Source organism: Streptomyces sp. C36 (assembly GCF_040932295.1).
In the GTDB taxonomy this organism is placed as follows: Bacteria; Actinomycetota; Actinomycetes; order Streptomycetales; family Streptomycetaceae; genus Streptomyces; species Streptomyces triculaminicus.
Map to the genome: position 1 here is coordinate 154621 of NZ_JBFQGI010000002.1, position 16418 is coordinate 171038.

The 16418-nt window shown below is 73.4% G+C and carries 13 protein-coding genes and 1 pseudogene; 7 read left to right on the plus strand and 7 right to left on the minus strand.

The window, feature by feature from the left end; genetic code table 11:
- Positions 1 to 16: 16 nt before the first annotated feature.
- The 3 genes and pseudogenes from iolB to AB4K12_RS06235 all read left to right on the plus strand — a co-directional run bounded on the left by iolB (position 17) and on the right by AB4K12_RS06235 (position 6466).
- On the plus strand, positions 17 to 907 hold the full coding sequence (gene iolB / locus AB4K12_RS06225; RefSeq protein WP_368433264.1) for a 5-deoxy-glucuronate isomerase: 891 nt from the start codon (positions 17 to 19) through the stop codon (positions 905 to 907).
- Positions 876 to 4313 (plus strand): annotated as a pseudogene (iolD, locus tag AB4K12_RS06230) (3D-(3,5/4)-trihydroxycyclohexane-1,2-dione acylhydrolase (decyclizing)); the annotation flags it as partial. The gene iolB and the pseudogene iolD, both read left to right, overlap by 32 nt.
- Positions 4314 to 4366: 53 nt before the next feature.
- Positions 4367 to 6466, plus strand: coding sequence for an FUSC family protein (locus AB4K12_RS06235; protein WP_368433265.1), 2100 nt, complete (start codon positions 4367 to 4369; stop codon positions 6464 to 6466).
- Here AB4K12_RS06235 and AB4K12_RS06240 read toward each other — a convergent pair.
- Positions 6456 to 7055 carry a TetR/AcrR family transcriptional regulator gene (locus tag AB4K12_RS06240; RefSeq protein ID WP_368433266.1) on the minus strand — a complete coding sequence of 200 codons (600 nt, stop codon included), beginning with the start codon at positions 7053 to 7055 and terminating at the stop codon, positions 6456 to 6458. The genes AB4K12_RS06235 and AB4K12_RS06240 overlap by 11 nt on opposite strands.
- 86 nt (positions 7056 to 7141) lie before the next feature.
- Here AB4K12_RS06240 and AB4K12_RS06245 point away from each other — a divergent pair, with 86 nt between their 5' ends.
- From AB4K12_RS06245 to AB4K12_RS06255, 3 genes are all read left to right on the plus strand, one after another.
- Entirely contained in the window at positions 7142 to 7654 is a 513-nt protein-coding gene (locus AB4K12_RS06245) for a PH domain-containing protein (RefSeq protein ID WP_368433267.1), read from the plus strand.
- The gene (locus tag AB4K12_RS06250) at positions 7651 to 8667 is read left to right on the plus strand and encodes a PH domain-containing protein (protein WP_368433268.1); all 1017 of its coding nucleotides are present in this window, start codon (positions 7651 to 7653) and stop codon (positions 8665 to 8667) included. The genes AB4K12_RS06245 and AB4K12_RS06250 overlap by 4 nt, the downstream gene beginning before the upstream one ends.
- A 110-nt stretch (positions 8668 to 8777) precedes the next feature.
- Complete coding sequence (locus AB4K12_RS06255; protein ID WP_368433269.1) at positions 8778 to 10424, plus strand: sigma-70 family RNA polymerase sigma factor; 1647 nt, start codon at positions 8778 to 8780, stop codon at positions 10422 to 10424.
- 5 nt (positions 10425 to 10429) lie between these two features.
- On the opposite strand, the gene AB4K12_RS06260 is transcribed toward AB4K12_RS06255, so the two are convergent.
- The 4 genes from AB4K12_RS06260 to AB4K12_RS06275 form a co-directional block, all read right to left on the minus strand.
- A complete protein-coding gene (locus tag AB4K12_RS06260) occupies positions 10430 to 11071 on the minus strand; it encodes a TMEM175 family protein (protein WP_368433270.1) in 642 nt (213 codons plus the stop codon).
- A gap of 77 nt (positions 11072 to 11148) precedes the next feature.
- On the minus strand, positions 11149 to 11907 hold the full coding sequence (locus tag AB4K12_RS06265) for a succinate dehydrogenase/fumarate reductase iron-sulfur subunit (protein ID WP_086574092.1): 759 nt from the start codon (positions 11905 to 11907) through the stop codon (positions 11149 to 11151).
- Entirely contained in the window at positions 11904 to 13850 is a 1947-nt protein-coding gene (locus tag AB4K12_RS06270) for a fumarate reductase/succinate dehydrogenase flavoprotein subunit (RefSeq protein WP_368433271.1), read from the minus strand. Before AB4K12_RS06270 ends, AB4K12_RS06265 begins: the two co-directional genes overlap by 4 nt.
- A gap of 1 nt (position 13851) precedes the next feature.
- Positions 13852 to 14556: a succinate dehydrogenase cytochrome b subunit gene (locus AB4K12_RS06275; RefSeq protein WP_368433272.1), complete on the minus strand. Its 705-nt coding sequence runs from the start codon at positions 14554 to 14556 to the stop codon at positions 13852 to 13854.
- Positions 14557 to 14643: 87 nt separating this feature from the next.
- Between AB4K12_RS06275 and AB4K12_RS06280 the strand changes: the two genes are divergently transcribed.
- Positions 14644 to 15531, plus strand: coding sequence for a LysR family transcriptional regulator (locus tag AB4K12_RS06280; protein WP_207246492.1), 888 nt, complete (start codon positions 14644 to 14646; stop codon positions 15529 to 15531).
- Between the two features lie 84 nt (positions 15532 to 15615).
- Here the strand turns inward: AB4K12_RS06280 and AB4K12_RS06285 are convergent, their stop codons facing one another.
- On the minus strand, positions 15616 to 15924 hold the full coding sequence (locus AB4K12_RS06285; protein WP_368433273.1) for a transcriptional regulator: 309 nt from the start codon (positions 15922 to 15924) through the stop codon (positions 15616 to 15618).
- Positions 15924 to 16385: a hypothetical protein gene (locus tag AB4K12_RS06290; protein ID WP_368433274.1), complete on the minus strand. Its 462-nt coding sequence runs from the start codon at positions 16383 to 16385 to the stop codon at positions 15924 to 15926. The genes AB4K12_RS06285 and AB4K12_RS06290 overlap by 1 nt, the downstream gene beginning before the upstream one ends.
- Positions 16386 to 16418 lie beyond the last annotated feature (33 nt).

Below are 16418 nucleotides of genomic sequence, written 5' to 3' on the forward strand. Positions count from 1 at the left end.
GTGAGGAGAGACGCGTATGACCTCTGACAACCGTCACCTGCCGGCCGGAGCGGGCGCCGACGGCGCCTACGACCTGGACATCGGGCCGGAGCGCGCCGGCTGGACGTACTCCTCGCTGCGGGTGGTGACCCTGCGGCCGGGCGCGGCCCATACCTTCGACACCGGCGACAGCGAGTGGATCGTGCTGCCCCTCGCCGGCGGCTGCGCCGTCACCACCACCGGTGACGGCGGCGAGGTGACGTTCGAACTGGACGGCCGCGACAGCGTCTTCACCGCCGTCACCGACTTCGCCTACGTCCCGTGCGACGCGCGCACCACGCTGACCTCACCCGGTGGGGGACGGTTCGCGCTCGCCGGGGCGCGCTGCGAGCGGGCGCTGCCCGCCCGCCACGTGCCCGCCTCCGCCGTCCCCGTCGAACTGCGCGGCACCGGCACCTGCTCCCGCCAGGTCAACAACTTCGCCGCCGCCGACGTCTTCGCGTGCGAGCGGCTCATCGCGGTCGAGGTCCTCACCCCGGGCGGCAACTGGTCCTCCTACCCGCCCCACAAGCACGACGAGCACCATGCCGGCGAGGAGTCGGAGCTCGAGGAGATCTACTACTTCGAGATCGCCGCCGCCCCCGGCGGCGAGGCGGGCCTCGGCTACCAGCGCGTGTCGCCCTCCCGCGAGAAGGGAACGGACGTCCTGGCAGAGGTCCGCACCGGCGACGCCGTGCTGATCCCCGACGGCTGGCACGGCCCTTCCGTCGCGGCGCCGGGCCACACCATGTACTACCTCAACGTGATGGCCGGCCCCGGCCCCGGCCGCGAGTGGCTCATCCGCGACCACCCCGCCCACGCCTGGATCCGCTCCACCTGGCCCGGCCAGGACCCCGATCCCCGCCTGCCGCTCTACGAAGCGCCCTGAGGAGGCCCTTGATGACGACCCGACGGCTCACCGTCGCCCAGGCGCTGGTGGAGTTCCTCGCCCACCAGTACACCGAGCGCGACGGCCGCCGGCACCGCCTGATCGCCGCCTGCTGGGGCATCTTCGGCCACGGCAACGTCGCCGGCGTCGGCCAGGCCCTGCTGGAGTCCGGGGACGCGCTGCCCTACCTCCAGGGCCGCAACGAACAGGCCATGGTGCACGCCGCCGTCGGATACGCCCGGCACAACGACCGCCTCTCCGCCCACGCCGTCACCACCTCCATCGGTCCCGGCGCCACCAACCTCGTCACCGGCGCCGCCCTCGCCACGATCAACCGGCTGCCCGTCCTCCTGCTGCCCGGCGACGCCTTCGCCACCCGCCCCGCCGACCCCGTCCTGCAGCAGCTCGAACACCCCGGCGCGGGCGACGTCTCCGTCAACGACTGCCTGCGCCCGGTCTCCCGCTTCTTCGACCGGATCACCCGCCCCGAGGCGCTGATCCCCGCCGCCCTCCAGGCGGCGCGCGTCCTCGCCGACCCCGTCGAGACCGGCGCCGTCACCCTCGCCCTGCCGCAGGACGTGCAGGCGGAGGCGTACGACTGGCCGGAGGAGTTCCTCGCCGACCGCGTCTGGCCCGTACGCCGTCCCGCCCCCGACCCGGCGGAGCTCGAGGCGGCGGCCGCGGCGGTACGGGCCGCCCGGCGGCCCCTGCTGATCGCCGGCGGCGGGGTCCACCACAGCGAGGCCGAGGACGCCCTGCGCGCCCTCGCCGACGCCACCGGCATCCCCGTCGCCTCCACCCAGGCGGGCAAGGGCTCGCTGCGCCACGACCACCCCTGCGACGTCGGCGGCATCGGTCACACCGGCACCGCCGTCGCCGACGCGCTCGCCGCCGGCGCCGACGTCGTCATCGGGGTCGGCACCCGCTACAGCGACTTCACCACCGCCTCCGCCACCCTCTTCGCCGCCCCGGGCGTCCGCTTCGTCAACCTCAACATCACCCCCTACGACGCCCACAAGATGGCCGGCCTGCCGCTCGTGGCCGACGCCCGCACCGGGCTCGAGGCGCTGACCGAGCGGCTGGCCGGCCACCGCGTCCCGGACGCGTACGCCAGCGCGTACACCGCCGGGAAGGCGGAGTGGGAGGCGACGGTCACGCGCGCGTACTCGTCGCGGGACGGCCGGGGCGACGGGGCCCGCCCCACCCAGGCGCAGGTGCTCGGCGCGCTGGACTCCGTGGTGGGCGACGAGGACGTGATCATCAACGCGGCGGGCTCGCTGCCGGGCGACCTGCACAAGCTCTGGCGGGCCCGCTCCCGCCGCCAGTACCACCTGGAGTACGGCTACTCCTGCATGGGCTACGAGATCCCGGCCGCCATCGGCGTACGGCTCGCCGACCCCGGCCGGCCCGTGTGGGCCCTGGTCGGCGACGGCACGTACCTGATGATGCCGACCGAACTCGTCACGGCCGTGCAGGAGGGCGTCGCGATCAAGGTGATCATCGTGCAGAACCACGGCTACGCCTCGATCGGCGGGCTCTCGGAGGCCGTCGGCGGCGAGCGCTACGGCACCGCCTACCGCTTCCGGGCGCCCGACGGCACGTACACCGGCGATCCGCTGCCCATCGACCTGGCCGCCAACGCCGCCTCCCTCGGCATGACCGTGCTGCGCGCCCGCACCACCCGCGAGCTGGGCGCGGCGCTCGCCGAGGCGCGCGCCTCGGACCGGCCCACATGTGTCTATGTGGAGACCGAAACAGCCGACACAGTGTCCGGCGCGCCACCGGCGCAGGCATGGTGGGATGTGCCTGTCGCCGAGACCGCGACCCGCCCGGCGGCCGTGACGGCCCGGGAGGAGTACGACCGCAACGCCGCCGCCCGTCGTCGTTATCTTTGACCGTAAGGAAGGCCGAGCAGATGAAGACCGTCAACCATTGGATCGACGGCAAGTCCGTCGAGGGCGGCTCCGGCACCTACGGGCCGGTGACCGACCCGGCGACCGGCGCCGTCACCACCCGGGTCGCCTTCGCGTCGGTCGAGGAGGTCGACGCGGCCGTCGCGGCCGCCAAGGCCGCGTACGCGACGTGGGGCGGCTCCTCGCTGGCCGCGCGCACCTCGGTGCTCTTCCGCTACCGCGCGCTGCTGGACGCCCACCGCGACGAGCTCGCCGCGCTGATCACCGCCGAACACGGCAAGGTGCACTCCGACGCGCTGGGCGAGGTGGCCCGCGGCCTGGAGATCGTGGAGCTGGCCTGCGGGATCACCACCCAGCTCAAGGGCGAGCTGTCCACCCAGGTCGCGAGCCGGGTGGACGTCGCCTCCATCCGGCAGCCGCTCGGCGTCGTCGCGGGCATCACGCCCTTCAACTTCCCGGCCATGGTGCCGATGTGGATGTTCCCGCTCGCCATCGCCTGCGGCAACACCTTCGTGCTCAAGCCGAGTGAGAAGGACCCCTCGCCCGCGATCCGCCTCGCGGAGCTCGCCGCCGAGGCCGGCCTGCCGGACGGCGTCCTCAACGTCGTCAACGGCGACCGGACCGCCGTCGACCGGCTCCTGGAGCACCCGGACGTCGCGGCCGTCTCCTTCGTCGGCTCCACGCCCATCGCCCGCCACATCCACACCACCGCCACCGCCCACGGCAAGCGTGTCCAGGCCCTCGGCGGCGCCAAGAACCACATGCTGGTCCTGCCCGACGCCGACCTGGACGCGGCCGCGGACGCCGCCGTCTCCGCCGCCTACGGCTCGGCCGGCGAGCGCTGCATGGCCATCTCGGCGGTCGTCGCGGTCGGCGGGACCGGCGACGAGCTGGTGGCGAAGATCCGTGAGCGCGCCGAGAAGATCAAGATCGGGCCGGGCGACGACCCCGCCTCCGAGATGGGCCCGCTGATCACCAAGGCCCACCGCGACAAGGTCGCCTCCTACGTCCACGACGCCGCCGCCCAGGGCGCGGAGGTCGTCCTCGACGGGACCGGCTTCACGGTGGCCGGCTACGAGGACGGCCACTGGATCGGGCTGTCGCTGCTGGACAAGGTCCCCACCACCGCCGACGCCTACCGCGACGAGATCTTCGGCCCGGTGCTGTGCGTGCTGCGCGTCGCGACGTACGAGGAGGGCGTGGCCCTCATCAACGCCTCGCCGTGGGGCAACGGCACGGCCGTCTTCACCCGCGACGGCGGTGCGGCCCGGCGCTTCCAGCTGGAGGTCGAGGCGGGCATGGTGGGCGTCAACGTGCCCATCCCGGTGCCGGTGGGCTACCACTCCTTCGGCGGCTGGAAGCACTCTCTGTTCGGCGACCACCACATTTACGGCAACGACGGCGTGCACTTCTACACCCGCGGCAAGGTCGTCACCACCCGGTGGCCCGACCCGGCCGACGGCGGGGTGGACCTGGGGTTCCCCCACCACCGGTAAGCCGGTTGGGTTGTCCCGGTTTGCTGCGGTACGGACCGTAAGCTCGGGGCATGACCTGGTCGAGCGCGCTGAAGGACACCGCACGCGCCGGGCTGACGATCGAGAAGGCCAGCCTGGAGCCGCTGGTCGCGCTGCGCGGCGCGTGCGGTGTCGCGATCGTCATCGGACTCACGCTGTGGCTGGGCACCCCACGGCTCGCGGTGTCCTCGGCGTTCGGCGCGTTCGCCTCGGGACTGGCGACCTTCCAGCGCAGCTGGCGGCCGCGGCCGGTCCTCGCGCTCGCCGTGGCGGTGGGGCTGGCCTTCAGCACGTTCGTGGGCTACATGGCCATCGCCGACCACGTGCTCTTCGTCGTCCTGCTGGCCCTGTGGACGCTGCTGGCGGGCATGGCCTGGGCGATCGGGCCCGTCTCGGGGATGGTGTCCTCGCAGATGGTCGCCGTCATGCTGTTCACCGTCACCCTGCCCACCTCCGTGCTGGGGGCGCTGCACCACGCCGGCCTGATCGCCTTCGGCGGGCTCGTGCAGGCCGCGCTCATCGTCGTCTTCCCCATCCGGCCCTGGGGGCGCCAGCGCGACGCCCTCGCCGACGCGCTCGCCGCCGAGGCCGACTACGCGCGCCGGCTCCGCCACGACCCGGTGGCCACCTTCGACCCGCAGCCGCTGATGGACGCCCGCAGCGCCGCCGCCATGACCCCGCGTCAGGCGAGGCGGCGGCCCGGCCAGCTCGGCGGCCCGCGCGGCCTCGCCGAGCGGCTGCGGCCCGTACTGGCCTCGCTCGCCGACCCCGTCCTCGGCGCGCCCCCCGAGGGCCCCGAGCGCGACCGGGTCCGCGAACTGCTCGGCGCCGCGGCGGCCGTCCTCGACGCGGTGGCGCACGCGGTCCGCTGGGGGCGGCCGGTGAAGGTCAGCCCGGAGGTCATGGCCGCGCTGGACGTGCCCGACGAGACCCGGCCGGTGCTCACGGGCGCCGCCCAACGGTCCGCGCTGCGGCTGATGGTGCTCCTCGCCGACGTCGTCGAGTCCGCCGACGAACGCGTCGAGTCCACCCGCCCCACCGCCCCCGAGGAACGCCGCCACCTGCTGCGCCCCTCCGTGCCCCGCCTCGTGCCCGTCGGCCTGCGCGCCCTGCGCCGCGAGGCGCGCTGGTCCTCGGCCATCGGGCGGCACGCCGTGCGGGTCACGGCGGTGGTCTCGCTCGGCTACGCCCTGGGCTCCATGCTGCCCCTCGGGCACGGCTACTGGGCCCCCATGACCTCGGTGATGGTCATGCGCCCCGACTTCGCCCAGACCTACTCACGCGGCGTCGCCCGCTTCGCCGGGACCGTGGTCGGCGTCTGGCTCGCCGGCGGGCTGATGGCGCTGTTCCACCCGGGCATGTACGTGTGCGCGGGGCTGGCCGTGCTGTGCATCGGGCTGATGTACCTGCTGATGCGCACGGGCTACAGCGTCGCCTCCACCTGCATCGCCGCCTATGTCGTCTTCCTGCTGGGCATCGCGGGCGAGGGCTGGTCGCAGACCGTCTGGGCCCGCCTCGCGCTGACCCTGCTGGGCGGGCTGCTGGCGCTCGCCGCGTACGCCGTCTTCCCCGCCTGGGAGACGCTCCGGCTGCGCGACCGCCTCGCCGACTGGCTCGACGCCAACGGCCGCTACGCCCTCGCGGTCCTCGCCCGCTACGCCCACCCCGACGTCCGCAAGCCGCGCCGGGTGCGCGAGGCCCTGCTGGACCAGCGGGCGGCCCGCCTGGAGTGGGAGGAGGCCGTCGCCCGCGCGGAGAAGGAGCCGGTGCGCCACCGCGGCATCTCCCGCCGCGCGGAGCGCGCGGCGGAGTCGGCCATGGCCATGATGGGCCGGGCCACCATGCTGATGGAGGCTCATCTCCCCGACAGCGACGCCCCGCCGTCGCCGGGCGCCGAGGCCTTCGCCGCCGCCCTGCGCGACGCCCTGCCGGACGCGGCGGCGGCCGTACGGGAGCGCCGCCGCCCGGACTGGACCGCGCCGCACGAGGCGTACGCCGCGTGGCGGGCGGCCGTGGACGAGGAGGGCGTGGCGGTCCGGGCGACCGAACTGCTGCTGGACGCCGTGGACGAGCTGGCGGACGCCGTGGCGCCGCGCAGGCGGCGGGAGACGCCGGGGCGGCCTACGGCGTGAACAGCCGGTCCAGGTGGGCGTCGGCCAGCGCCAGCGCCTCGGCCGGCGAGTGCACGTCGAGCAGTGTGTAGCTGGTCAGCCCGTCGACCAGGCAGATCAGCAGCGTCGCCTCGGTGTCCGGGTCGCGGTCCGGGGCGATCTGCCCCTCCGCCATCGCCCGCCGGATCTGGTCCGCGAACAGCGCCCGCAGCAGCGGAACGCCCTCCTTCGCATGTCCCCGCAGCCGTTCGTCGTGCACGGCCTGCAGGAAGTACGCGACCTGCACCAGGTTGCCGCTGCGGCTCTCGTCGTCCAGCGGCAGCATCTCGGCGACCGACTCGCGCAGGATCACGCGCGGCGAGGGGGCGGTCGCCGACGCCTCGACGCGCGCCCGGACGCGCCGCGCGGCGAGCTCGTTGACGTGCTCGAGCGCGAACACCAGCATGTCGCCCTTGCTGCGGAAGTAGTGCTGCAGCTGCCCGAGCGAGATACCCGCCTCGGCCGCCACGTCGCGCAGGCTCGCGCCCTCGAGGCCGCGCGTGGACGCGATCCGCCAGAGGGCCTCGGCGATGCGGCGACGGCGTTCGTCGTGATCGACACGCTTGGGCACGTTTCCTGCCTCTCGTTTTTACAGGTCAGTTGTATTGCCATACGCTGCGGCCTGGCAGTACAACTGACTTGGAAAGAATGGGGGACATGGTGGCCGGAAACCCGCACCATTCTCAAATCGGGCGGCTCCGGCCCCCACGTCACCGCGCCGGCCCCCGCGCCCGCCGCTGGTGGACCGCCCGGGCCTGGCTCGCCGTCGGCGGCCCCGCGCTCCTCGCCTCCGGCGCCCTCCTCGCCCTGTCGGCCCTCTTCTTTCCCGGGGCGCTGTTCTGGCTGGCCCCGCTCACCGCCGCCGCCCTCGCCCCCGCGCTCGGCTACGCCCTTCTCGCGCCCGCCCGGCGCTGCCGCACCCACGCCTGGGAGGTGGGGGAGTCGGCCGTCTACGCGGCGAGCGGCTGGTACTGGCGACGGCGCCGGATCGTCGCCCTGGCCGGCGTGCGCGACGTCGCCGTCCGGCGCGGCCCGCTGCAGCGGCTGTACGGGCTCGCCACCGTCACCGTCACCACCGGCTCGACCGCCGCCGACCTGCGGATCGCGGGCGTGCCCGAGGCCGAGGCCCGGACGCTGGCCGAGCGCATCCGGTTGGGGGTGGCGGCATGACGGTCCTCGCCACGGCGGACAACCGCCGGCTCCGCTATGCCCCGCTCACCTTCTGGGCCTGGGGAGGCGTCCTCATCGCCGCCGGAACGGTGTGGAAGATCCTCAAGGCGACGGGCGTCAAACCCTGGCGGCTCGGCTTCGTGCGGCGCCTGGCCGAGGCGTTCGGCGGCGACGCGCTGTGGGTGTCCGTCCCCCTGGCGCTCGCGGCCATGACCGCGCTGGGCGTGGCGGGCGCGCTGGGCCTGCACGCCCTGACCTGGTCGCGGTACCGCCTCGAGCGCACCGCCGAGGGCGGCCTCACCGTCCGCCGGGGCCTGTCGGGCAAGGACGCCGTCTCCATCGCGCCCGACCGGCTGTGCGGGGTCGCGCTGCGCGAGCCACTGCTGCTGCGGGCCGGCGGCGGCGCGTCCGTACGGGCCGTGGCGGGCGGCCTCGGCAACCTCGACCAGAACCGCACCCGCAGCGTGGTCCTGCCGCCGTCGCCGAAGGCGGAGGCCGAGCGGGTGTGCGCGGGCGTGCTCGGCGAGGGCGTGGACGTGACCGGGCTGCGCGGGCATCCCCGGGCCGGTCTGCGGCGACGGGTCGTGGCCGCCCTCGGCTGGTGGGTGCTGCCGGTGGTCATGGTGCTCGTGGTGCTGGGGTGGCTGCTCGCGCTCCCCGTGCTGCTCGCCTGTGCGGCGGGCTGGGCGCTGGCCGTCACTCCGGTCGCGCTGGTCCTCGCCCGGGACGCCTACCGGGGGCTCGGGCACGCCGTCCGAGGCCGCTATCTCGTCGTGCGATCCGGCACGTTCGGACGGGAGACGGTGACCCTCGCCCGGAATGCCGTACAGGCCTGGACATTTACCGATACGCCCTGTGCGCTCCGGGCAGGTGTGGTCACTCTCACTGCGGCGGTGCCCGGAGGGGAGGACGGATATCGCATTCGGGACATGTCGGCGGCGGAAGCGGCCGAGTTCGCGGAGTACGCGGCTCCGGGAATCGTCCGTGAGTTCTTGATCGATACAGATGCCTGAAAAGTCTGTCGTACATTCGCACCCAACTTTTTGTTATCTGCGGGCCGACCCCCGGTCTCCTAGGTGTCGGATCGAACGCCAATGTGGCGGGTGCGGAAAGAGGTGCGGGCGTGAAGAGTGTGAGCGTGGCCGTGATCGAGGCGGCGCGGGCCGGTGACACGGCGGCCCAGGACGAGCTCGTCACCACCCACCTGCCGTTGGTCTACAACATCGTCGGGCGGGCCCTCAACGGCCACGCGGACGTCGACGACGTCGTCCAGGACACCATGCTCCGCGTGATCAACGGCCTCGACGGGCTGCGCGATCCCGCGAGCTTCCGCTCCTGGCTCGTCGCGATCACCATGAACCAGATACGCAGCCACTGCCGGGAGCCCCACCCCGAGGCTCCCGTCAGTGGCCTGCAGGACGTGGTCGGCGAGGTCGCCGACCCCAAGGCCGACTTCGTCGACCTGACCATCGTGCGACTGGGCCTCGCGGGGCAGCGCAAGGAGGCCGCCGAGGCCACCCGCTGGCTCGACGAGGGCGAGCAGGAGGTCCTCTCGCTGTGGTGGCTGGAGGCCGCCGGCGAGCTGACCCGCGCCGAGGTCGCCTCCGCGCTCGAGCTCACCCCCCAGCACGCGGCCGTGCGCATCCAGCGCACCAAGGCCCAGCTGGACATCGCCCGGGGCGTGGTCCAGGCGCTCGCCGCCCACCCCCGCTGCCCGCAGCTCGCCGAGACCACCGCCACCTGGGACGGCGTCCCCTCCGCGCTGTGGCGCAAGCGCGTCTCCCGCCACGTGCGCGGCTGCGGCCGCTGCACCGGCGCCCTGGCCGTGCTGGTCCCGGCCGAGGGGCTGCTCGTCGGCCTCGGCCTGGTGCCCCTCGGGGGCGCGCTGCTCGGCTGGTGGCGCGGCGCCGCGACGCTGCCGACGCAGTCGGTGGCCCACGCCGCCCCGATGGGCGGCCGCGCCCGGGCCCGCCGCGCGAGCGGCCACGGCCGACGCGCCGGCCGCGGCCACGGGGCACCCCGTACGAACCGCACGACCCGGCGGGCCGCGGTCGGCGCCGGCGTGCTGGCACTCATAGCCGGCGGCGTGCTCGGCGGCGGCTACCTCTTCCAGAACGAGCCCGAGAAGACCGTCAGGACCGAGGCGGACGCCGCCACGAGCGACCTGAAGCAGCTCAACGCCGGCGAGCCGTCGCCGCTGCGCCCCACCGCTTCGCAGTCCGCCAAGCCCAGCGCGTCGGCCTCGGCCAGCCCGTCGCCCAGCAGCTCCACGCCGGGGGCCAAGGCCTCGGCCAAGGCGTCCCAGTCCTCCTCCGCCGACGCCCCCGAGCGCACGGCCGCCGCGCCCAAGCCCACCCCGCGCAAGACCAAGGCCCCCTCCGGGGGTGGCGGGCCCCTCGCCCAGCAGGTCGTCAACCTCGTGAACGCCGAGCGCGCGAAGGTCGGTTGCTCGCCGGTGACGGAGAACAGCCTCCTCGACGCCGCCGCCCAGGGACACTCCGACGACATGGCCGCCCGCGGCTTCTTCGACCACACCAACCCCGACGGCAAGGGCCCCGGCGAGCGCATCACCGCCGCCGGCTACCAGTGGAGCACCTACGGCGAGAACATCGCCTACGGGCAGCAGACTCCCGCCTCGGTCATGGACTCCTGGATGAACAGCGACGGCCACCGCAAGAACATCCTCAACTGCAGCTTCAAGGAGATCGGCATCGGCATCAACAAGGCCCCCGGCGGCCCGAGGTGGACCCAGGTCTTCGGGGCGCGATAGGCGGGTCAGGCGGCGCCCCGGCGCCGCCGCTGCCGCACCCGACGGGGCAGGACCCGTAGCGGCACCAGCAGCCCCCACCAGAACTTCGCGGCGGTGGGGGACGCCACGGCGACGGGAATCGACGTGGCGAAGACGACGGCCAGGGTCGCGTTGGCGTACAGCAGCCGCGCGACCCGCCCCGGCGACGCCTCCGGCACGAGCGGCGGGCCGCCGCCGGCGCGCAGCCGCAGGGTCATGACGGTCAGCAGCGCCGCCGTCAGCGCGATGGCGGCGGCGTAGCCAGCCGTGGCCTGAGCGGTCTCGCCGTACTCGCTGAGCAGTCGGGTGGGGAACGGCAGTGCGGCGATCACGGCCAGCAGCGCCAGCTCCAGGCGCACCGTCGCCCGGTCGACCTCGACGATCAGGCTGAACAGCCGGTGGTGGGCGAGCCAGAGCAGGCCGACGACCGTGAAGCTGAGCAGATACGCGTAGACCTTGATCAGCACCTCGCCCAGCGCGTGGCCGAGCTGCCCGGCCGAGAGGCCTTCGGGGACGCGGATCTCCAGGGCCAGCAGCGTGATGGCGATGGCCGTCACCGCGTCGGCGAACGCCAGTAGCCGGTCCTTGCCTATCCCGTATGCATCGCTTCCGTACGCATCGCGCGGCACGGCATAAATCGTACGGAAGGTGGCGCCGCGTCATCGCCGGCGCCCGGTAAACCGCACGATCGGGTGAGCCGCCGTGGTCATGTCCCGCGCCGGACTCCTCCCTTGACCGTGGCGCGGAGGTACTCGCGGTTCATCGTGCTGATCGCCGTGAGCGGGATGCCCTTGGGGCAGGCGGTGGCGCACTCGCCGGTGTTGGTGCAGCCGCCGAAGCTCTGCGCGTCCATCGCGTCGACCATGCCGAGCACGCGTGACGCCCGCTCCGGGGCGCCCTGCGGCAGGACGTTGAGGTGGACCACCTTGGCCGCCGTGAAGAGCATCGCCGAGCCGTTCGGGCACGCGGCCACGCAGGCGCCGCAGCCTATGCACTCGGCGTGCTCGAAGGCGAGGTCCGCGACGGGCTTGGGCACGGGCGTGGCATGGGCCTCGGGGGCCGAACCGGTGGGCGCGGAGACATAGCCGCCCGAGGCGATGACGCGGTCGAAGGCCGAACGGTCGACGACGAGGTCCTTGACCACGGGGAAGGCGGCCGCGCGCCACGGTTCGACGTCGATCGTCTCGCCGTCGCGGAAGTGACGCATGTGCAGCTGGCAGGTGGTGGTGCGCTCGGGGCCGTGCGCCCGGCCGTTGATGACCATGCCGCACGCGCCGCAGATGCCCTCGCGGCAGTCGTGGTCGAAGGCGACGGGATCGTCACCGGCGAGGATGAGCTCCTCGTTGAGGTGGTCGAGCATCTCCAGGAAGGACATGTCCTCGCTGATGCCCGTGACCTCGTAGGTGGTCATGGCGCCGGGCCCGGCCGCGTCGCGCTGGCGCCAGATGCGCAGGGTGAGGTTCACGCGTAGCTCCGCTGGGTGGGGTGGACGTACTCGAAACGCAGGTCTTCCTTGTGCAGGACGGGCGCGGCGCCGGGGGAGGTGAACTCCCAGGCGGCCGCGTACGCGAACTCCTCGTCCCGGCGCGCCGCCTCGCCGTCGGGCGTCTGGCTTTCCTCGCGGAAGTGCCCTCCGCAGGACTCGGTGCGGTGCAGCGCGTCGAGGCACATCAGCTCGGCGATCTCCAGGTAGTCGACGATCCGGTTCGCCTTCTCCAGCGACTGGTTGAGCTCCTCGCCCGAACCCGGCACCTTGATCCGCCGCCAGAACTCCTCGCGCAGCTCGGGTATCCGGCCCAGCGCCTTGCGCAGGCCGCTCCCGGTGCGGGACATCCCGCACTCGTCCCACAGCAGCTCGCCCAGCTCGCGGTGGAAGGACTCCGGCGTCCGGTCGCCGTCGTTCTCCAGCAGCCGGCGCAGGCGGGCCGTCACCTCCGCGACCGCCTCGGCGGCCGCGGGGTGGTCGTGCGGCACCTCGTCGTGGGGATGGCGGGCGAGATAGTCGTTGATGGTGGCGGGCAGGACGAAGTATCCGTCGGCCAGGCCCTGCATCAGGGCCGAGGCGCCCAGGCGGTTGGCGCCGTGGTCGGAGAAGTTGGCCTCGCCGATCGCGAAGAGACCGGGGACGGTGGTCTGCAGGTCGTAGTCCACCCACAGGCCGCCCATCGTGTAGTGGATCGCCGGATAGATGCGCATGGGCACCTCGTACGGATCCTCGGCGGTGATCCGCTCGTACATCTCGAAGAGGTTGCCGTAGCGGGCCTCGACGGCCTCGCGGCCCATGCGCGCGATCGCGTCGGCGAAGTCGAGATAGACGCCCTGGCCGCCGGGCCCCACACCGCGCCCCTCGTCACAGACGTTCTTGGCGGCGCGCGAGGCGATGTCGCGCGGGACGAGGTTGCCGAAGGCGGGGTAGATCCGCTCCAGGTAGTAGTCGCGCTCGTCCTCGGGGATCTCGGCCGGCGGGCGGGCGTCGCCCCTGGCCCTGGGCACCCAGATGCGGCCGTCGTTGCGCAGCGACTCGCTCATCAGGGTCAGCTTCGACTGATGGTCGCCGGAGCGCGGGATGCAGGTGGGGTGGATCTGGGTGAAGCAGGGGTTGGCGAAGTGGGCGCCGCGCCGGTGGGCGCGCCAGACGGCGGTGGCGTTGGAGTTCTTGGCGTTGGTCGAGAGATGGAAGACGTTGCCGTAGCCACCGCTGGCCAGCACCACGGCGTCGGCCAGGTAGGTGTCGACGCGGCCGGTGACCAGGTCGCGAGCGACGATGCCGCGCGCCCGCCCGTCGACGACGATCAGGTCGAGCATCTCGGTGCGGGCGTGCATCTCGACGCCGCCCGCGTCGATCTGGCGGCTGAGCGCCTGGTACGCGCCGAGCAGCAGCTGCTGCCCGGTCTGCCCGCGGGCGTAGAACGTCCTGGACACCTGCACGCCGCCGAACGAGCGGGTGTCCAGCAGGCCGCCGTACTCGCGGGCGAAGGGCACGCCCTGCGCCACGCACTGGTCGATGATCTCCACCGAGATCTGCGCCAGGCGATGCACATTGGACTCGCGGGCGCGGAAGTCGCCGCCCTTGACGGTGTCGTAGAAGAGGCGGTGGACGGAGTCGCCGTCGTTGCGGTAGTTCTTCGCGGCGTTGATGCCGCCCTGCGCGGCGATGGAGTGGGCGCGGCGCGGCGAGTCCTGGTAGCAGAACTGCACGACGCGGTAGCCCTGTTCGGCGAGCGTCGCCCCCGCCGCGCCGCCCGCGAGGCCGGTGCCGACGACGATGACGGTGTGCTTGCGGCGGTTGGCGGGGTTGACCAGCCTCGCCTCGAAGCGGCGGCGGTCCCAGCGCTCCGCGATCGGCCCGCCGGGAGCCGCCGCGTCGACGAGCGGCTCGCCGACGGCGTAGTGGAGATACTCGCTCATCTCAGCTCACGACTCCTGTCAGAACACCGAGGGGCACGGCGATGAAGCCGCAGGTCAAAAGCGCCGCGAGGGTATTGGCGACGGCCTTCAGGGCCCGGTCGCGGCGGGGCGAGCCCGCGCCCAGCGTCTGGGCGGCGCTCCAGAAGCCGTGCCGGATGTGCAGCCCGAGGGCGAGCATCGCGGCGATGTAGAAGGCGGAGACGTACCAGCGGTCGAAGGAGGCGACGAGGTTCTCGTACGGGCGGCCCTCCTGGGCGTTGGGGTTCACGTCGAGGGTGGTGAGGTCGAGGATGTGCCAGACGATGAACAGGGCGAGGATCACTCCGCCCCAGCGCATGGTGCGGGTGGCGTAGCTCTTGCGGCGCGGCCTGTGCGCGTACTTCGCCGGGCGCGCCGCCAGGTCGCGTCGGCTGAGCTGGTACGCGGCCACGCCGTGCAGGACGACCGACGCGCTCAGCGCCACCCGGGCGGTCCACAGGAACCACTCGCGGTGCAGGAACGGCTCGCCGATGGTGCGGATCCAGTGCCCGTAGTGGTTGAACTCCCCGGCGCCGAAGAACACTTTGAGGTTGCCCATCATGTGGGCGACCAGGTACGCCAGCATGACCAACCCTGTGACGGCCATGACCGCCTTCTTGCCGACGGTCGAGCGCCACGCGGAGCGGATGAGGGACGGAGGCCGGTCCGTCCGGGTCGCCAGTGCCATGCCGCCGACGCTAGGGCGGGCGCCCACGATGCGTCCAAGACATGATCGGGCTCGTTTCCATAGGCACCTCCTATCTATCGTGGTGGGGTGCAACTTCAGCAGCTCCGCTACTTCGCCACGGTCGCCGAGGCGCGGCACTTCACCCGGGCCGCGGAGGCCCTGCATGTCGCCCAGCCTTCGCTGTCCCAGCAGATCCGCGCGCTGGAGCGCGAGCTGGGCGCCGAGCTCTTCCACCGGGCCCGGGGCAACATCACTCTCACCGACGCCGGCGAGGCCCTGCTGCCGCTCGCCCGCCGCATCCTCGCCGACACCGAGACCGCGCACCGTGAGGTGCAGGAGGTCGCCCAGCTGCGGCGCGGCCGGGTCCGGCTCGGCGCCCCGCCGAGCCTGTGCGCGAGCCTGGTGCCGGACGTGCTGCGCACGTACCACGCACGCTTTCCCGGCATCGAGCTGCACGTCGACGAGGGCGGCTCCCAGGATCTGGTGCGCCGGCTGGCCGACGGCGGGCTCGACCTGGCGCTGATCATCACCCCGCTCGGCGTCGGCGCCCCGGCACTGGTGACGACGGAGCTGCTGCGGGAGGACCTGGTGGTGGTCTCGGCCCCGTCCGGGCCCCCGCCCACGCGCCGGGGCCATATCCGGGTGGGGGAGCTGCGGGATCTGCCGATGGTGATGTTCCGGCGTGGCTACGACCTGCGGGAGATCACCACCGCCGCGTGTCGTGCGGCGGGCTTCGAACCCTCCTTCACCGTCGAGGGCGGCGAGATGGACGCCGTCCTGGGTTTCGTCCGCGCGGGTCTCGGGCTGGCCGTCGTCCCCGGGATGGTCGCGGCCCGTTCCGGACTGCGCGTCACCCCCTTCGAGGACGACCGCATGCGCCGTACCGTGGCCGTCGCGCACCGGAAGGACGCGCCGCCTCCGCGCGCGGCCCGTGAGCTGCGGCGTGTGCTGCTCGAGCACTTGGGCGAGGAGTGAGCGCCCGGGGGTGCGGCGTGACCGGCCCCAGGGTGTGACCGTTTGCCGCGCCGGGGGCGGGCCCCGGCGGCCTGGGGGCGGGGCTCAGCCCTCGCCGAGGTCGGCGCTGACGATCGCGCGGAGCGCGGCGAGGTGGGAGCGGTAGGCCGCCCGCCCCTCCTTGGTCAGGCGCAGCCACACCCGCTGCCGGGTCTCGCGCACGGCCCGCCGCTGCTCGACGTAGCCGGCGTCGGTCAGGACCGTGACGTGCTTGCTCAGCACGGACGGGCTGACGCCGAGCGTCTCGCGGATCGTCGCGAACTCGATCTCCTCGACGGCGTCCAGCGCGGCGCAGATCCTCAGCCGGTTCGGCGCGTGGATCGTCTCGTTGAAGCCGTCTTCGGGGGCGGTCACTATGCGGGTATGCCCTTCGTGCGGGAATGCCTTTCGAGTCCCAGGATGCCCCCTCCGACCAGCAGCGCGGCCGGCACCCAGACCCAAGGCATGTCGGCCTGGTGTTCCACGACGAGCGCGGTCACGTACACCGTGATGCCGAGGAGCGCGCCGACGGCCATCTGGCGCCCCGTCTTCGGGGTGGCGCGGTGCATGACGCCCATCTTGCGCACCTGCAGGACCACGAACGTCATCATGCCCACGAACAGGACGCCCACGGCGGTGATGTCGAAGGGATCGGGCAGCAGATTCGTGAGGAAGAGCCCGATCAGGAACGCGGCCAGCGTGGGCTGGTACCACCGCCCGGGCGAGATCGCCCCGACCGCGGCCTGAGCCTGTTCCGCGAGGGCCAGGGCCTGGGCGGCGCTCTCCCGCGAGGGCATGGACGGGTCGGACGGCCGTGAGTTCTCATCAGTTGCCATGACGGAAAGTGAACCACGCCGTTTCCGTCATGG